General features: G+C 58.6%; 14 protein-coding genes. 10 read left to right on the forward strand and 4 right to left on the reverse strand.

Going from position 1 to position 14,703, the window contains the following annotated elements; translation table 11 throughout:
* Nucleotides 1-148 precede the first annotated feature (148 nt).
* Nucleotides 149-496, reverse strand: a complete 348-nt coding sequence (locus MKZ79_RS05030) for a hypothetical protein (protein ID WP_336140508.1) — start codon at nt 494-496, stop codon at nt 149-151.
* 248 nt (nt 497-744) lie between these two features.
* Between MKZ79_RS05030 and MKZ79_RS05035 the strand changes: the two genes are divergently transcribed.
* Nucleotides 745-1,638: an SDR family oxidoreductase gene (locus MKZ79_RS05035; protein ID WP_336140509.1), complete on the forward strand. Its 894-nt coding sequence runs from the start codon at nt 745-747 to the stop codon at nt 1,636-1,638.
* 40 nt (nt 1,639-1,678) lie between these two features.
* On the opposite strand, the gene otnK is transcribed toward MKZ79_RS05035, so the two are convergent.
* Together otnK and MKZ79_RS05045 are read right to left on the reverse strand one after the other, a co-directional pair.
* The gene (otnK, locus tag MKZ79_RS05040; RefSeq protein ID WP_336140510.1) at nt 1,679-2,953 is read right to left on the reverse strand and encodes a 3-oxo-tetronate kinase; all 1,275 of its coding nucleotides are present in this window, start codon (nt 2,951-2,953) and stop codon (nt 1,679-1,681) included.
* 3 nt (nt 2,954-2,956) lie between these two features.
* Nucleotides 2,957-3,616: an aspartate/glutamate racemase family protein gene (locus MKZ79_RS05045; RefSeq protein WP_336140511.1), complete on the reverse strand. Its 660-nt coding sequence runs from the start codon at nt 3,614-3,616 to the stop codon at nt 2,957-2,959.
* A 237-nt stretch (nt 3,617-3,853) separates the two neighbouring features.
* On the opposite strand from MKZ79_RS05045, the gene MKZ79_RS05050 reads away from it, so the two are divergent.
* Together MKZ79_RS05050 and MKZ79_RS05055 are read left to right on the forward strand one after the other, a co-directional pair.
* Nucleotides 3,854-5,089: an alpha-hydroxy acid oxidase gene (locus tag MKZ79_RS05050; protein WP_336140512.1), complete on the forward strand. Its 1,236-nt coding sequence runs from the start codon at nt 3,854-3,856 to the stop codon at nt 5,087-5,089.
* Nucleotides 5,090-5,099: 10 nt separating this feature from the next.
* Nucleotides 5,100-5,798 carry a molybdate ABC transporter substrate-binding protein gene (locus MKZ79_RS05055; RefSeq protein ID WP_336140513.1) on the forward strand — a complete coding sequence of 233 codons (699 nt, stop codon included), beginning with the start codon at nt 5,100-5,102 and terminating at the stop codon, nt 5,796-5,798.
* Here the strand turns inward: MKZ79_RS05055 and MKZ79_RS05060 are convergent.
* Entirely contained in the window at nt 5,795-6,826 is a 1,032-nt protein-coding gene (locus tag MKZ79_RS05060; protein ID WP_336140514.1) for a LacI family DNA-binding transcriptional regulator, read from the reverse strand. The two genes, MKZ79_RS05055 and MKZ79_RS05060, sit on opposite strands and share 4 nt — an antisense overlap.
* A 214-nt stretch (nt 6,827-7,040) precedes the next feature.
* Between MKZ79_RS05060 and MKZ79_RS05065 the strand changes: the two genes are divergently transcribed.
* From MKZ79_RS05065 to MKZ79_RS05095, 7 genes are all read left to right on the forward strand, one after another.
* Nucleotides 7,041-8,354, forward strand: a complete 1,314-nt coding sequence (locus MKZ79_RS05065; protein ID WP_336140515.1) for an MFS transporter — start codon at nt 7,041-7,043, stop codon at nt 8,352-8,354.
* A 20-nt stretch (nt 8,355-8,374) separates the two neighbouring features.
* Complete coding sequence (otnC, locus tag MKZ79_RS05070) at nt 8,375-9,013, forward strand: 3-oxo-tetronate 4-phosphate decarboxylase (RefSeq protein ID WP_336140516.1); 639 nt, start codon at nt 8,375-8,377, stop codon at nt 9,011-9,013.
* A gap of 28 nt (nt 9,014-9,041) precedes the next feature.
* On the forward strand, nt 9,042-10,187 hold the full coding sequence (locus tag MKZ79_RS05075; protein ID WP_336140518.1) for a lactonase family protein: 1,146 nt from the start codon (nt 9,042-9,044) through the stop codon (nt 10,185-10,187).
* A gap of 48 nt (nt 10,188-10,235) precedes the next feature.
* A complete protein-coding gene (locus MKZ79_RS05080) occupies nt 10,236-10,946 on the forward strand; it encodes a hypothetical protein (protein ID WP_336140519.1) in 711 nt (236 codons plus the stop codon).
* Nucleotides 10,947-11,057: 111 nt separating this feature from the next.
* Nucleotides 11,058-12,437, forward strand: coding sequence for a c-type cytochrome (locus MKZ79_RS05085; protein WP_336140520.1), 1,380 nt, complete (start codon nt 11,058-11,060; stop codon nt 12,435-12,437).
* Nucleotides 12,424-12,927: a sugar dehydrogenase complex small subunit gene (locus MKZ79_RS05090; RefSeq protein ID WP_336140521.1), complete on the forward strand. Its 504-nt coding sequence runs from the start codon at nt 12,424-12,426 to the stop codon at nt 12,925-12,927. Before MKZ79_RS05085 ends, MKZ79_RS05090 begins: the two co-directional genes overlap by 14 nt.
* A 2-nt stretch (nt 12,928-12,929) precedes the next feature.
* The gene (locus tag MKZ79_RS05095; RefSeq protein WP_336140522.1) at nt 12,930-14,564 is read left to right on the forward strand and encodes a GMC family oxidoreductase; all 1,635 of its coding nucleotides are present in this window, start codon (nt 12,930-12,932) and stop codon (nt 14,562-14,564) included.
* Nucleotides 14,565-14,703: the final 139 nt, after the last annotated feature.

The following is a 14,703-nucleotide window of genomic DNA, read 5'->3' on the forward strand; positions in this document are numbered from 1 at the left end:
TGATGTAATTTAATGTTAAAGCCTCTGCGCTATTTATAATAAATGGCATAGAGGCTTTAAACAGATAAACCCGGAGTTAATAATGCCCTTTCTTGGTAATATTCTGCGAAGCCATGTAATACTGTTTTATAGAACTCGCTATTGAATGTTACGTGCTGATAAAATAGCTTGTCCATTTTGCGCCCTGTTGCAGACTAAAGTAAATTTTTAACAGCAGCACCAGCAGCGAAGGCCCAATCGCCAGCAACGCCGGAACGCGCCGGGCACAGGCGCGCAGCTCCAGGAGGCAGAAGATAAGCAGGGTCAGCGCGACAGCAGTGCAGAGATTAAGGATCGCGATCGGTAAGATAAAAACCGAGGTGTGCATAAAATAGCTGTAATAGCAGACAGCGGATAAAATAAAGACGGCAGCATTTCCCCAACTTAAAACCAAAGTTATTAAACAAGCAAGCTTATCGTTTAACACAGCTTGGTCACTTTTATTAAAACCATTCATAAATCACCTGACGCAGAGATAAAAGCAATAACCGGCTGGTACAACGTGATGACATTCGCATAACGACAAGTCGGGCTTATTTAATTAGCGTTTTACCTTACCAGAAATAGCGATTTCCCTTGCATACTTAATCTAAAAAAAACCTCACTGATAATGCTGTTTTCCCTCTTTTTATTCTCCCGACGTGACAAACATCACATTTGTGCCAGGCTTGATGTTACGAATAAACACCGATGAAGGAGCACATCATGAGCGAACAAACAAAGAAATCCCTGCTGACCGTCGATTATCCGGTACCGCCGTTTCCGGAACAGCCGCAGCAGGCGCCAGGTCTTGCCAGCAAAATGATCCCCCAGCCCGACCACGGTGAAAAAACCTATCGCGGTTCCGGCCGTCTGCAGGGCCGCAAAGCGCTCATCACCGGCGGCGACTCCGGTATTGGTCGCGCCGTTGCTATCGCCTACGCTCGTGAAGGCGCGGACGTCGCTATCGGCTACCTGCCGGAAGAAGAGTCCGACGCGGCGGAAGTAATCAAACTGATTGAAGCGGAAGGCCGTAAGGCAGTCGCTCTGCCGGGCGATATCCGCTCAGAAGAATTTTGTAAAAAGCTGGTCAGCGACGCAGTAAGCCAGCTGGGCGGCCTGGATATCCTGGTGAACAATGCCGGACGTCAGCAGTACAATGAATCTATCCGTACGCTGAGCACCGAAGATTTTGACGCGACGTTTAAAACTAACGTTTACGCCATGTTCTGGATCACCAAAGCAGCCGTGGATCATATTCCACGCGGCGGCGCCATTATCAACACCACCTCCGTACAGGCATACAGCCCAAGCGCGATCCTGCTGGACTACGCGCAGACCAAAGCTTCTATCGCCGCCTTTACTAAAGCGCTGGCGCAGCAGCTGGGCGAGGAAGGCATTCGCGTCAACGCGGTGGCGCCAGGCCCATACTGGACGCCGCTGCAGTCCAGCGGCGGTCAGCCGATGGATAAAGTGCAGCAGTTCGGCGCCAGCGCGCCGCTGGGCCGTCCTGGTCAACCTGCGGAAATCGCACCGCTGTATGTCACGCTGGCCTCTACTGAATCCAGCTACAGCTCAGGTCAGGTTTGGTGCTCCGACGGCGGTACCGGCACGCTGTAAGCCTGCCGCAAACCGTAACAGCCGCCCACGGGCGGCTTTTTTATGCGTGTCTGCCGCCCTGCAGCGCCGCCACGGCTTTGGCAAAGAAGTCCTTGCTGCCGAAATTGCCCGACTTCAGCGCCAGCGCCACCGGTCTGGCTCCTCGCGAAACCATTAATGGCACGCCTGTCTCTATCTCCGCGCCTATGGTCAGTGCGCCTAAGCCTAATGCGCTGACAACCGCGCCCGAAGTTTCCCCGCCGCCGACCACGATGCGCCGCGTGCCGCCAGCAACCAGCCGTTGCGCCGTCTGCCCAAACAGCCTGTCCAGCGCCGCCGCCACCTGCTCGCGCCCGTACTGCTGCTGTATGCTTTTCACCGCTTCCGGATCGCCGGAAGAGTAAACCAGCGGCGCGCGTCCCTGATGTTCGGTGATAAAGGCTACCAGCTGCTCTGGCCCGGTTTTACCGCTCAGCACATCGCTAACCTCAATCATCATCACCGGATGCGTTTTGCCATGTTCGGCAATCTGCGCCCGCGTCGCGCCGGAACAGCTTCCGACCAGGATTGCTTCCGGGCCGTCGATCGTCGGCGCCTGCGCCTGTTTGCCGCGCGCGCGCCCTTGCGCGATAAAATTATGCGGCAGCGCCAGCGCAATACCGGAGCCGCCGGTGATCAGTTTTGCGCCTTGGCTGGCGCGCCCAATGGTAATAAGATCGTGCTCGCTAATGGCGTCCACAATCAGCAACGTTCGCTCAGGTTGCGCCTCGATGACCTGCTGCAGCGCCTGGCTGCCCTGCACCACCGTCTGCCACGGAATATGCGCCACGCGGCTGGCGCTCTGCTTTTGCAGCACGCGCCGCAGATCCGCATCCCGCATCGGCGTCAGTGGATGATGCGCCATGCCCGACTCGTTCAACAGCCTGTCGTGGACAAAGAGATGTCCCTGATAAACCGTGCGGCCCAGCGCGGGAAACGCCGGGCACATCACCACGCTTTTCGCTGCCAGCAGCGCCGCCAGCGCATCCGTTACCGGGCCGATATTGCCGCTCTCGGTGGAATCGAAGGTGGAACAATATTTAAATACGATCTGCTCACAGCCCTGATCCAGCAGCCAGCGGCAGGCCGCCAGCGACTGCGCTACGGCCTCAGCGGCCGGCAAGGAGCGGCTTTTTAGCGCCACTACGCCCGCCTCGACCTCCGCTTCCGCCGGCGTTGTCGGAATGCCGGTATATTGCGTGGTATTCAGGCCGCCTTCGCCAGTCAGCCCTTTTGCCAGCGTCACCGCAATATCGCCAGCGCCGGTAAAATCGTCTGCAATTACGCCGATTAACATAGCTTACCCCTTAGCCATCACGCTGGCTTTCATCCGTTTGACGGCGGCATGCGGCGCGGTCAGCACCGGAATGCTCACCTGCCTGCGCACGCTGTCGGCAGCGCGCGAAGTGGAAAAATGCGCCAGCATTATCACGTCGCAGTGCGCCAGCTCCCTCGCCTGCGCCGCTACCAGCCGGTTATGACTCTCCGCGTCGCCTTTCTTCAGCAGATCGATAGCGTCTTCCACCAGCAGCGTGGTCAATTTTGCCCGCGATCCCTGCCGCGCCACGTAGTCGTTGAACTCCTCGGTCATCGTCTCTACCGCCGGAGCAAAGGTCGCCAGCATCCCGATGTTGTTTCCCTGCGCCACCGCTTCCATAAACATCGCTTCATTAGGCTTATGCACCGGAACCGGCAGTTCCGCGCTCAGCCTGTCGATGGCCGGGCCAAAGGCGGAACAGGTGATCAGAATGCCCTGCGCCTGCATATCGAAGCCATATTTTCCCAGCCGCACAAAGCGTTCGATCAGCCCGGTGGAAAGCTCGCTCTCTCTGGCGCGATCGAGAGAAAGCCCGTCATCCAGCAGGTTGATGGTTTCCGCCTCCGGCCAGATTTCGCTGAATGCCGTATGAATAGGCGCCATCGCCACCGGCGTGGCGTGCAGTAAGACAATTCTGTTCATGCTCTTCTCCTGGTGAAGGCGGGATGCCTGGTAAAGGCGGCTGAGATCTAATGTAAGGGCTTACAAATGTCTCTGTAAAGTGAACCCGGTCACATAAAATCGCCTTAGTGATGCCGGGCTGTTATTGAAATGTTAGAGATGGTTAGCCAGAATTGAAAGCGCTTACAAAATAAATCGCCTTTTTCGCCCGCTGGATGGCGCTCTGCGTCACCGCTAACCCTGGATCCGAGAACGCTTATGACTTCACCTGCTAATTCCTCGATAACGGCCGTCGTACCTGGCGCGGCGCCCACCGTCGGCAACCCGGCGCTAAAAAAAGTGCCCCGCCAGTTTCGCGATTTGCTGGCGCTGGATGATTTTGAGCGGCACGCGCGCCGTCGCCTTCCCGATATGATCTACCAGTATGTGGCGGGCGGCGTGGAAACCGGTCGCGGCATCGCCGGCAATTTCGAGGCTTACCGCCAATATACCTTTGTGCCACGCATGTTTCGCGACGTCTCCGGACGCGATCAGCGCACGACCCTGTTTGGCCAGACTTATCAGCATCCCTTCGGCGTCGCGCCGTTGGGCGGCGCCTCTTTCGTCGCTTACCAGGCGGATATCGCGCTGGCTAAGGCGGCCAAAGCGATGAATGTGCCGATGATCCTGAGCGCCTCTTCGCTGGTTAAGCTGGAAGATGTTCACGCCGCAAACCCGGACGCCTGGTTCCAGGCCTATCTGGCGGGCGATCAGCCGCGCATCGACCGGCTGGTGGATCGCGTTGCCGCTGCGGGTTACCAGACGCTGGTCGTCACCGGCGATACGCCGATGCTTGGCAACCGCGAGCACAATACCCGCAGCGGCTTCAGTATGCCGATCAAAATCACCCCGAAAGTGGCTTTTCAGAGTGCCATGAACCCGCGCTGGCTGCTCGGCACGGTAGCGCAAACCTTTCTGCGCCACGGCGCGCCGCACTTTGAAAATACCGACGCCGAACGCGGGCCGCCGATGATGTCCAGCAAAGTACGCAATACGCACGCTCGTGACAAACTCTGTTGGAAAAACGTCGAGGCGATTCGCAAAAGATGGACAGGCAATCTGGTGATCAAAGGTTTGATGTCGCCGGAAGACGCCTTTATCGCCCGCGATCTGGGCGCCGACGCGGTCATCCTCTCCAACCACGGCGGACGGCAGCTCGACCATACCGTGCCGCCTTTGGTCACGCTGCCGGAGATAGCCGCGAAAAAAGGCGCCATGAAAGTCATTATCGACAGCGGCATCCGACGCGGCACCGACGTGATGAAGGCGATGGCGCTGGGGGCGGATTTTGTCTTTCTGGGCAGGCCGTTCCTTTATGGCGCAGTAATCGGCGGCCAGGCGGGCGTGGAACATGCCATGCATATACTGCGTGATGAAATCGACCGCGATCTGGCGCTGATTGGCGTGCGCGCACCGGGCGAACTTGACGGCAGCTACCTGCGTAAAATCGGCTGAGGAACAGAGAATGAATGACGGAACCCTGAAGCTTTTTAGCGTGCTGGCTATTCGCGCGCCCTTTACCGATATTGAAAACGCCTGGCGACAGCACCATACCGAGCACGCGCTGGCTATCGACTGGAGCCCTACATCAATCATTGAAAAGAATATCAGCGACGGCGCCAGGGCGGACGCGGTGATCGTAACCGCTGAAGCGATGGATCGGCTAATCGCTCAGGGCGTGGTCGCGGCGGAGAGTCGGGTGGAGCTGGTGGATTCACCGCTGGGCCTGGCGATGCTGCCCGAAGCGGTGGCGCCGGATATCAGCACGGTGCCGGCCCTGACCCAGGCGCTGCTGGCGGCGAAATCGGTTTGCTATTCGCTGGGAGGCGCGAGCGGTATCTATTTTCAGACGCTGTTGAACAAGCTCGGTATTGAAGAAGAGGTTAACGCGCGCGCCACCACCATAGCCGAAGGCTTTACCGCCGCACAGTTGCTGACAGGCAAAGCGGATCTTGCCGTGCAGCAGATTAGCGAGCTGCTGATGGTGAAAGGCATCCGGATGATCGGCCCGCTGCCGCCAGGCGCGCAAAAAGTGCTCTCTTTTTCCGGCGGCGTCTGCAACGAGGCGGCCAGGCCGGAAGCCGCCACCACCCTGCTGCGCTTTTTGCGCGGGCCGGAAGCGATGCCGGCCTTTACCGCTTACGGGTTAACGGCGCGCGATTAGCCTTTAGTCCCGCGCGGCGCCGTTCCCGTGCTGCCGCGCACGATTAGCTCGGGTTTGAGTCGGGTCTGCGAAGGCGCGGCTTCGCCATTCAGCTTCGCCAGCAGATAGTCTGCGGCAACCGTGCCGATGCCATCCAGCTCCACGCGCATGGTAGTCAGCGGATGTTCCAGATGTTCGGCATATTCATAATCGTTAAAACCGGTGATGGAAATATCGTTCGGGATGCGCAGATAGCGCTCGCTGGCCGCCCGCATTGCGCCGAAGGCCAGCAGATCGTTGCCGCAGATCACCGCCGTCGGCGGATTCGCGCCGTCCAGCAGGCGGAACATCGCCTGCCGCGCCTCGTTCATGGTGAAGGCGCTGTTGATCAGATTGGCCTCTTCCAGCTGCAGGCCGGCCGCCGCCAGCGCCTGCCGGGTACCGGTGATGCGATCGGAAACGCGGTCATTGGATGGCGGCGTGCCGACAATGACGCCGAAAACCTTGTGCCCCAGCGCCAGCAGATGCGCGGTCAGCTCGCCCGCCGCCTGCTCGTTATCGTAGCCCACGCTCGGATAGCGCGTATCCACTGAAAAGGTCTGGATGCAGGGAATAGCCTGCTGCGCAATCCGCTCCCACAGGCGCGGATGATGGCTGTTGCCCACCAGCATCAGGGCGTCGATGCCATATTCCACCAGCTTGTTGACCTCTTTCAGCTCGGTATCGGGATCGAAATCGGAGTTGGCCAGCAGCATGGTGTAGCCGGACTGGTGGATGCGCTGCTGAAAAGCCGCCAGCGGCCGGGAAAAGGTTTCCGTCGCCAGCGTCGGCACGACCGCGCCTATGGTCATGCTGCGACGCGAGGCCAGCGTGCGGGCAGCGCGGTTGATGACATAGCCCAGCTCTTCGCAGGCGCGCTCCACCGCTTCCCGACGCGACTGGCGCACCGAGGCGCTGCCGTTCAGCACTCTTGACACCGTGGCGGTGGAGACGCCTGCGCGCTGGGCGACATCGTCCAGCGAGACGCGGGCGGTTGGCTTATCGGACATCTTCAGACTCCAGAGCAAAATTAGTGATGCTGTCCACAAAATTTACAGACAACCAATAACTGCATTTGAAAGCGCTTACTTTTTGCTTGACTGAATTTTGTAATCGCTTACTTTTAACATCATATTATCATAACCTGAAAAATATTTACTTAAACATAACATTCATCCAGGTGCTCGCCGCCGTAACGGCCCCAAAATCATAAAGGAATTCACCATGCGTAGATACCCGCGGATCCGCTGGCTGATGATCGCGTTCTGCTTTTTCGCCATCGCCATAAACTATATCGACCGTATCAATCTGGCCATCGCCGCCCCGCATATCAAAAAAGATCTTGGGCTGGATGACACCAGCATGGGATTGATTCTGGGTGCCTTTTTCTGGACTTACGCGCTGATGCAGATCCCCGCAGGACGCCTGATTGACCGCCTGGGCGCGCGTGCCGGTCTGGCGCTGGCCGTAGGCTGGTGGTCGCTGTTTACCGTGTTCACCGCCTTTGGCCGCGGTTTTACCTCTATTTTTGCCTCGCGCCTGATGCTGGGCCTGGGCGAATCGGGCGGCTATCCGGGCTGCGCCAAAGTGGTTTATTCATGGTTCGCCAAAAAAGAGCGCGCCACCGCCAGCGGCATTTTCGATGCCGGCCCGCGTGCAGGCAGCGCCATCGCCCTGCCGCTGGTCGCCTGGCTAATCAGCACCTGGGACTGGGAAACCTCGTTTATTGTTACCGGCGCGCTGGGCCTCATCTGGGTCGCTGTCTGGCTGGCGTTCTACCGCGAACCGGAAGAGATGAAAGGCCTGAATGAGCAGGAACGACAGAATCTGCTGGCCGACCGCAGCGTGCAGACGCTGGATAAAAACGAGAAGGTGCATATTGGCGGCCTGTTTCGCTACCGCACCGTCTGGGGCATGATGATCGGCTTCTTCTGCATGAACTTCGCCACCTACTTTTTTGTCACCTGGTTCCCGACCTATCTGACGATGGCGCACGGCTTCTCGCTGAAAGAGCTCGGCACGCTGGGCGCGATCCCTGCGCTGATGGGCATTCCGGGCAGCCTGCTGGGCGGTATTACCTCCGACTGGCTTTACCGCAAGGGGTTTTCGCTCACTACCGCGCGTAAATCCTGCCTGATCGCCGGGATGCTGCTCTCCTCGGTCATCGCCTTCGCCGCTTTCACCAACAGTATTCCACTGATCCTGACACTCTTCTCGCTGACCTACGCCGGGCTGGCTTTCACCGCGGCTAATATCTGGACTTTGCCTGCTGACGTCGCGCCCAGCTCCAGCTATGTCGGCACGCTGGGCGGTATTCAAAACTTTGCGGGCAACCTCGCCGGCATCGTTACCGCCTCCTTTACCGGACTGATGCTGACCCTGAGCCACGGCTCCTTCGTGGTGCCGCTGCTGGTAGCCGGCGGTATCTGCCTGTTCGGCGCGTTCAACTTCCTGTTCATCATGGGCAAAGTGGAGCCGCTGGCGATAAAAAAAGGTGAGACGACCGCCAAAGTCGTCCCTGCCGATCACAACATTTAACCCGGACGCGGAGAGAAACCATGACCAGTGAACAGCAGCTGCGCGAAGAGATTTGTCAGGTCGGCAAGAGCCTCTATGAGCGAGGCTACACCGTCGGCACCGCCGGCAATATCAGCGCCCGCCTGGCGGATGGCTGGCTGATTACCCCTACCGACGCTTGCCTGGGCCGCCTGTCGCCGGAGCAAATCGCCAAAGTTAACCGCGACGGCCAGTGGATTTCCGGCGAAAAGCCCTCGAAAACGCTGCTGCTGCATCGTCAGGTTTACGATCGCAATCCTGAAGTTCAGGGCGTGGTACATACTCATTCCACCAACCTGGTCGGGCTGACGCTGGAAGGCGTCTGGCAGCCGGAAAGCATTCTGCCGCCGATTACGCCCTATCAGGTGATGAAAGTGGGCCGTATTCCACTGATTGGCTACTGCCGTCCCGGCGCGCCACAGGTGGCGGAACAGGTGGCCCGGCTCGCCTGCGAAGTGCGCGGCGTGATGCTGGAGAGGCTTGGCCCGGTCGTCTGGGGCCGTTCGGTGCTCGCCGCCTGCTTCGCGCTGGAAGAGCTGGAGGAAACCGCCCGACTGTGGCGCCAGGCGCCGGTGAAGCCGCAGCCGCTGGGCGACGGCGAAGTAGCGGAACTGTGCGAGGTTTTTGCCGCCCGCTGGTAACCGACTTTTACCCTACAAGGAAATAATAATGAAAAAAACTTACGCGGGCGTGCTGCTTTCCCTGGCCGCCCTGACCGGCGCCGCTCAGGCGCAGAGTCTGGTTTATGTCTCCAACGCCGACAGCGGCACCGTGACCGGCTATCAGCTGGATAAAGCGAAAAAAGCGCTGGTGCCGATCGGGACGTTTCCGGCAGGCGCGAAAGCGATGTCGTCAGCGGTGTCGCCGGATAAGAAAATGCTTTATGTCTCGATACGCAGCAAACCCTACAGCGTCGCGGCTTATCATATTCAGCCCGACGGCCAGCTGGTGAAAGCCAGCCAGTCGCCGCTGCCGGAAAGTATGGCTTACCTCTCCACCGATAAGACCGGGCATTTTTTGCTCAGCGCTTCTTACGGCGGCGACCTCTTCAGCATTAACCGCATTGACAGCAACGGCCAGGTCGAAGCCCAGCCGGTTCAGGTGGTGCACACCGGCAAGCGCGCCCACGCTATTCAGGTCGATCCCACCAACCATTTCCTCTACGTCACGCTGCTGGGCGCCGATCAGCTTTTGCAGTATCGCTTTGATGCCGCCAGCGGCAAGGTCACGCCAAACGACCCGCCTTTTATCAATATCCAGAGCGAAGCCGCTACCGGGCCGCGCCACTTTGTTATCGCGCCCAACGTGGATAAGCAGGGCAAACGTAGCATCTATGTGCTGACCGAGATGGCGGGCAATATCAGCCAGCTGACGCTTAACGCCGACGGCACCACCACGCCGGTCGCGGTAGTCGACTCCGTTTCGCCGCAGGAAGATATGCAGCGCGGCGAAGCGCGGCCGTTAACGGGCGACGATAAACTGCCGCCGCCGCATAAGCCTCGTATCTGGCAGGCGGATATCCACCTGACGCCGGATGGCCGCTTTCTTTACGCCACCGAGCGCACCAGCAGTACCCTTTCCTCTTTCTCGGTCGATGCCAACGACGGCCATCTGACTTATCTCGGCAGCATTAAAACCGAGCAGCAGCCGCGCGGCTTCGCTATCGACAGCAGCAGCCGCTTCCTGATCGAGTCGGGCCAGAAGTCGACCCAGCTTTCGCTCTACTCGATCGATGCGAAAACCGGCGCGCTGACGCTGAACGGCCGCTATCCCACCGGCAAAGGCGCCAACTGGGTGTCGCTGGTCGAAGAGTAACACTTACGGGCCCGGACGGGCCCTGAATGGCCAATAACAGGAGACAGTATGAAAAGCCGATATTCCTTCCTTTCCGCCCTGTGTGCGACGGGCCTGATCGCGCTGGCCACCGTGCCTGCCGCGCAAGCCGAGGAGAAAGTGGTCGCCACCGATCTGGAGCCGCTGCATCACGTTATTCTGGAAAATCAGTACGTCACCGTGATGCGAGTGATGATCCGGCCCGGCCAGTCCACGCTGTTTCACGAGCAGCATCTCGATTATGTCAATACCCATGTCAACGGCAGCCTGGTGCATATCTCTTATCCTGACGAGCCAGCGAAGGATCTGGAGATGAAAACCGGCAACGTTAAATTCGGCGCCCATCAGGGCAAATCCGATACCGATAAGGTCACCAACACCGGCACCACGCTGAATCACCAGGTCGCTTTCGAGATCAAACAACACGGCCCGCAGAATTTCGGCGGCGCGACCCGGCCTGACAACCCAGAGTTTAAACAGGTGCTGGATCAGAAAACGGTGAAAGGCTGGAAGGTAACGCTGCAGCCGGGCGAAAGCACCACGCTTTATACGCAGCACGGGCCTGGCGTGCGCGTCTTTTTTACCGAAGGCCGCCTGCTGGAATCTATTCCCGGTCAGCCTAACCACAACAAAGAGGTCTGGCTGCATCGCGGCGACGCCATGTTGACCCAGTCCGGCCAGGTAGAATTAACCAACGGCGGCGAAACGCCGCTGGTCTTCAACGATTACGAACTGCTCTGACGCGCCGTGGCGAACGCAGCGCCGTTCGCCTCCGTCTAAAAACCGCCCGGCAACAGGGCGGCCAGCCGAAAACCGGCTTTTCTATTTTTTCTTTTTACAGGAGCATGTCAGGTGAGACGATTCAGTCCGCCTTTGGCGATCTGCCTGATCCTTTTCACCGGGATAGCGTCTGCCGCCGCGCAGTCGTCGGAGGATCTTATCGCCAAAGGAAAATATCTGTCGCTGGCCGCCGACTGCGGCGCCTGCCACACTTCGCCGCAGCAGGGTGCGCCGATGGCGGGTGGTTACGCCATTCACTCGCCGCTGGGCGATATTTACGCCAGCAACATCACGCCCTCGATGCGTTACGGTATCGGCGACTACAGCGAGCAAGAGTTTGCGCGCGCGGTCAGGGAAGGCGTGGATAAACGGGGCCGCCACCTTTATCCGGCCATGCCCTATACCGCCTATAACAAAATCAGCGATGAAGATATTCACGCGCTCTATGCCTACTTTATGCACGGCGTCGCGCCGGTGGATCGTGCCGCGCCACAGACGCATCTGCCCTTTCCGTTCAGCATCCGCGCTTCGATGGCGGTGTGGAATTTGCTCTTTGCGGACAACCAGCGCTTTACGCCGCAGCCCGATAAATCGTCTGAGGTTAATCGCGGCGACTATCTCGTTAACGCGCTGGCGCACTGCGACACCTGCCATACGCCACGTAACTTCCTGATGGCGCAAAAGAATGACCAGGCGTTTTCCGGCAGCAGCCTGGGCAGCTGGTACGCGCCCAATATCACGCCGGACGCGCAGTCGGGCATCGGCAGCTGGAGCCACGACGAGCTGGCGCGCTACCTGAAAACTGGCCATATCGCCAAAGCCCAGGCCGCCGGGCCAATGGCGGAAGCGGTTGAGCACGGTCTGGCGCATCTTAGCGATGAGGATATCAACGCGATCGCCGCTTACCTGCGGCAAATTCCTGCCGTCAGCAGCGGCGCTGCCCGCGCGCGCGACAGTTACGGTCAGGCTTCAGATGCCGAACAGCGGCTGCGTGGCCAGCACGCGCAAAACGATCCCGGCTGGCAGGTTTTCAGCGGCAGCTGCGCCAACTGTCACCAGCCGCAGGGTCAGGGCAACGCGCACTATCCTTCCCTGTTTCACAACAGCGCCACCGGCGCAGAGCAGCCCGACAATCTGGTTTCCGCCATTCTGTTCGGCGTGCAGCGCGGCGATATCGCCATGCCTGCTTTTGGCCCGGACGCCGACTTCACTAATCGCCTCAGCGACCAGCAGGTTGCCGATGTCAGTAACTATGTGCTGCGAAACTTCGGCAATCCGGCAGTGACCGTCACTGCCGCGCGGGTGAAGCAGCTGCGCGAAGGCGGCGATACGCCTTTACTGGTGAAGCTAACCCGGCCCGCGGCGCTGCTCGGCCTGCTGGCCGTCGTGATGATAATTATCGCCGGCGTTATTCTGCGCCGCCGTAAAAGGAGGTCTTATGCAGCCCACTAATCCCGCCCGACGTCGGCTGTTAAAAGGGATGGCCGCGCTGTCGCTTAGTGCCTGCTGCGTCTCGTTCTTTCCCGGCGCGCTGGCCGCTCAGCCCGCTGGCGCCGACTTTAGCGAGCTTTCCGCTTTTCTGGTCAGTCGACCGGTCAGCGCGATCCTCAGCCAGCGCTATTACGCTGCCCTCGTCCGTCACTACGCGGATTTTCCGACACATCTGACCTCGTTGAACGATTACCTCGCTGCGCGGCAGTTTGCGCACGTTGACGATTTTCTGGCGGCAACGCCCAACGGCTCGCCGCTGTTCAACACCGCTTCGCTGATTATTGGCAGCTGGTATACGGGCGTGGTCGGCGAAGGGGCAAAAAGCGAACTTATCGCCTATGCCGAGGCCATGATGTATCAACCAACCAAAGGCTTTCTGGTGGTGCCGACCTATGGCGGCGGCCCGGATTCCTGGGGCGACAATCCCGAAACGGCTAAAAAGGAAGGGTAACAATGAACAATATCGATGCCGATGTGATTGTCATCGGCTCTGGCGTGATGGGCGGCCTGGTGGCGACGCAGCTGGCGAAGGCGGGAAAATCGGTGATTATCCTTGAGGCCGGCCCGCGCGTTAAGCGTCAGGAGATTGTCGAACGCTTTCGCAACTCACCCTTTAAGATGTCGCTGACCAATATGAAATTACAGGGCGTCGGCTCGCCCTATCCCGATTTGCCTCACGTGCCCTCTACCTATGGCGAATACCTGCAGCAGACCGGGCCGGTCAAATACCCTACCAAATACCTGCGCGTGGTCGGCGGCACGACATGGCACTTCGGCTCCGCGCTGTGGCGCATGATCCCTAACGATTTTAAGCTGCAAAGCCTGTATGGCCGCGGCCGCGACTGGCCTGTGACCTATCAGGATCTGGAACCCTGGTACGGCGAAGCGGAGCGCGAGCTGGGCGTGTCGGGCATGGACGGTCAGGATGAGAGCGGTCATGGCGGCGAGGCCTGGCCGCCGCGCTCCACGCCTTTCCCGATGAAGGGTCTGGAGCCGAGCTATCTGTTTAAGCGCCTGTCGACGCTGTTGGGCGAAGGCGGCTATCATCCGGTAATGGAGCCTAACGGTCGGGCTACTCGTCCCTATGGCCAGCGCCCGGTCTGCGCGGGCAACAATAATTGCAATCCGGTTTGCCCTATCGCCGCGAAATATGATGGTTCTATGCATATTGACGAGGCCGAGCGCCACGGCGCCAGGCTACTGGATAATTCCGTGGTGTATAAAATAGAGGCGGACGAGCAAGGCAACATCAGCGGCGTCTGGTATCGCCGTCCCGACGGCAGCAATCATCACCTGACCGCCAGCTATTTTGTGCTGGCCGCCTACGGTATCGAATCCCCTAAACTGCTGCTGATGTCCGCTTCGGAACGTTATCCCAACGGCATCGCCAACAGTTCCGATCAGGTTGGGCGTAATCTGATGGGCCATACCGGCATCAGCATGAACGTGATGATGAAGGAAGATGTTTGGCCTGGTCAGGGGCCAACCGAGCTGCTGGTTTACCTTAATAACCGCGACGGCGCATTCCGCAAGGATTTCCCCAGCTACAAGATTAAAGTCCGTAACACCGTGCCTACGGCGGACTATGCCGCCTCGCTGATTAAAAAAGGCGTGCTGGGTTCGAAACTGGACGAAGAGTTAAAAAGGCTGTCGGCTCGCTCGCTGAATTTTGCTATTGACTTCGAAACGCTGCCGCTGGCGGAAAATCGTATTGTACCCAGTAAGAGCAAAAAGGATGCGATAGGCATTCCCGTGCCGGAAATTTATTACAGCGTTACTGATTACTGGCACGCAGGAAAAGAACAGGGTCTGAAAGACTTTAATAATTTCGCCCGACTTTTGAATGCGGATATATCAGAAATAGATACCGGCTATCAGGATCGCCAGCATATTATGGGCACCACTATTATGGGCGACGACCCTGCCAGCTCCGTGGTTAATAAAGAGTGCCAGAGCCACGACCATCCCAACCTTTTTATTGCCGGCACCAGCGTTATGCCTTCCGCGTCCTGTATGAACCCTACGCTGACCGGCGCCGCGCTTAGCCTGAGGCTGGCAGATTATATGTTGAACACCGTTAAGGTTTAAACTAACCCAAAGAAGTAAGTATTATTCCACAGGCGAAAGCGATCCGTTTTCGCCTTTTATTCCCCCTTCCTTTACTGCCGCATGAAATTGCGAATCCGCTTCTGAATAAAATGTAAATTTCATAGGATCGTCGATAAAA

Origin of the sequence: Erwinia sp. CGal63 (assembly GCF_037026505.1) — a bacterium.
Taxonomy (GTDB): Bacteria; Pseudomonadota; Gammaproteobacteria; order Enterobacterales; family Enterobacteriaceae; genus Erwinia.

Excerpts from the sequence above, each read along its gene's own strand:
- MKZ79_RS05030 (WP_336140508.1), bottom strand. The coding sequence starts at position 496 with ATGAATGGTTTTAATAAAAGTGACCAAGCTGTGTTAAACGATAAGCTT.
- MKZ79_RS05035 (WP_336140509.1), top strand. The coding sequence starts at position 745 with ATGAGCGAACAAACAAAGAAATCCCTGCTGACCGTCGATTATCCGGTA.
- otnK (WP_336140510.1), bottom strand. The coding sequence starts at position 2,953 with ATGTTAATCGGCGTAATTGCAGACGATTTTACCGGCGCTGGCGATATT.
- MKZ79_RS05045 (WP_336140511.1), bottom strand. The coding sequence starts at position 3,616 with ATGAACAGAATTGTCTTACTGCACGCCACGCCGGTGGCGATGGCGCCT.
- MKZ79_RS05050 (WP_336140512.1), top strand. The coding sequence starts at position 3,854 with ATGACTTCACCTGCTAATTCCTCGATAACGGCCGTCGTACCTGGCGCG.
- MKZ79_RS05055 (WP_336140513.1), top strand. The coding sequence starts at position 5,100 with ATGAATGACGGAACCCTGAAGCTTTTTAGCGTGCTGGCTATTCGCGCG.
- MKZ79_RS05060 (WP_336140514.1), bottom strand. The coding sequence starts at position 6,826 with ATGTCCGATAAGCCAACCGCCCGCGTCTCGCTGGACGATGTCGCCCAG.
- MKZ79_RS05065 (WP_336140515.1), top strand. The coding sequence starts at position 7,041 with ATGCGTAGATACCCGCGGATCCGCTGGCTGATGATCGCGTTCTGCTTT.
- otnC (WP_336140516.1), top strand. The coding sequence starts at position 8,375 with ATGACCAGTGAACAGCAGCTGCGCGAAGAGATTTGTCAGGTCGGCAAG.
- MKZ79_RS05075 (WP_336140518.1), top strand. The coding sequence starts at position 9,042 with ATGAAAAAAACTTACGCGGGCGTGCTGCTTTCCCTGGCCGCCCTGACC.
- MKZ79_RS05080 (WP_336140519.1), top strand. The coding sequence starts at position 10,236 with ATGAAAAGCCGATATTCCTTCCTTTCCGCCCTGTGTGCGACGGGCCTG.
- MKZ79_RS05090 (WP_336140521.1), top strand. The coding sequence starts at position 12,424 with ATGCAGCCCACTAATCCCGCCCGACGTCGGCTGTTAAAAGGGATGGCC.
- MKZ79_RS05095 (WP_336140522.1), top strand. The coding sequence starts at position 12,930 with ATGAACAATATCGATGCCGATGTGATTGTCATCGGCTCTGGCGTGATG.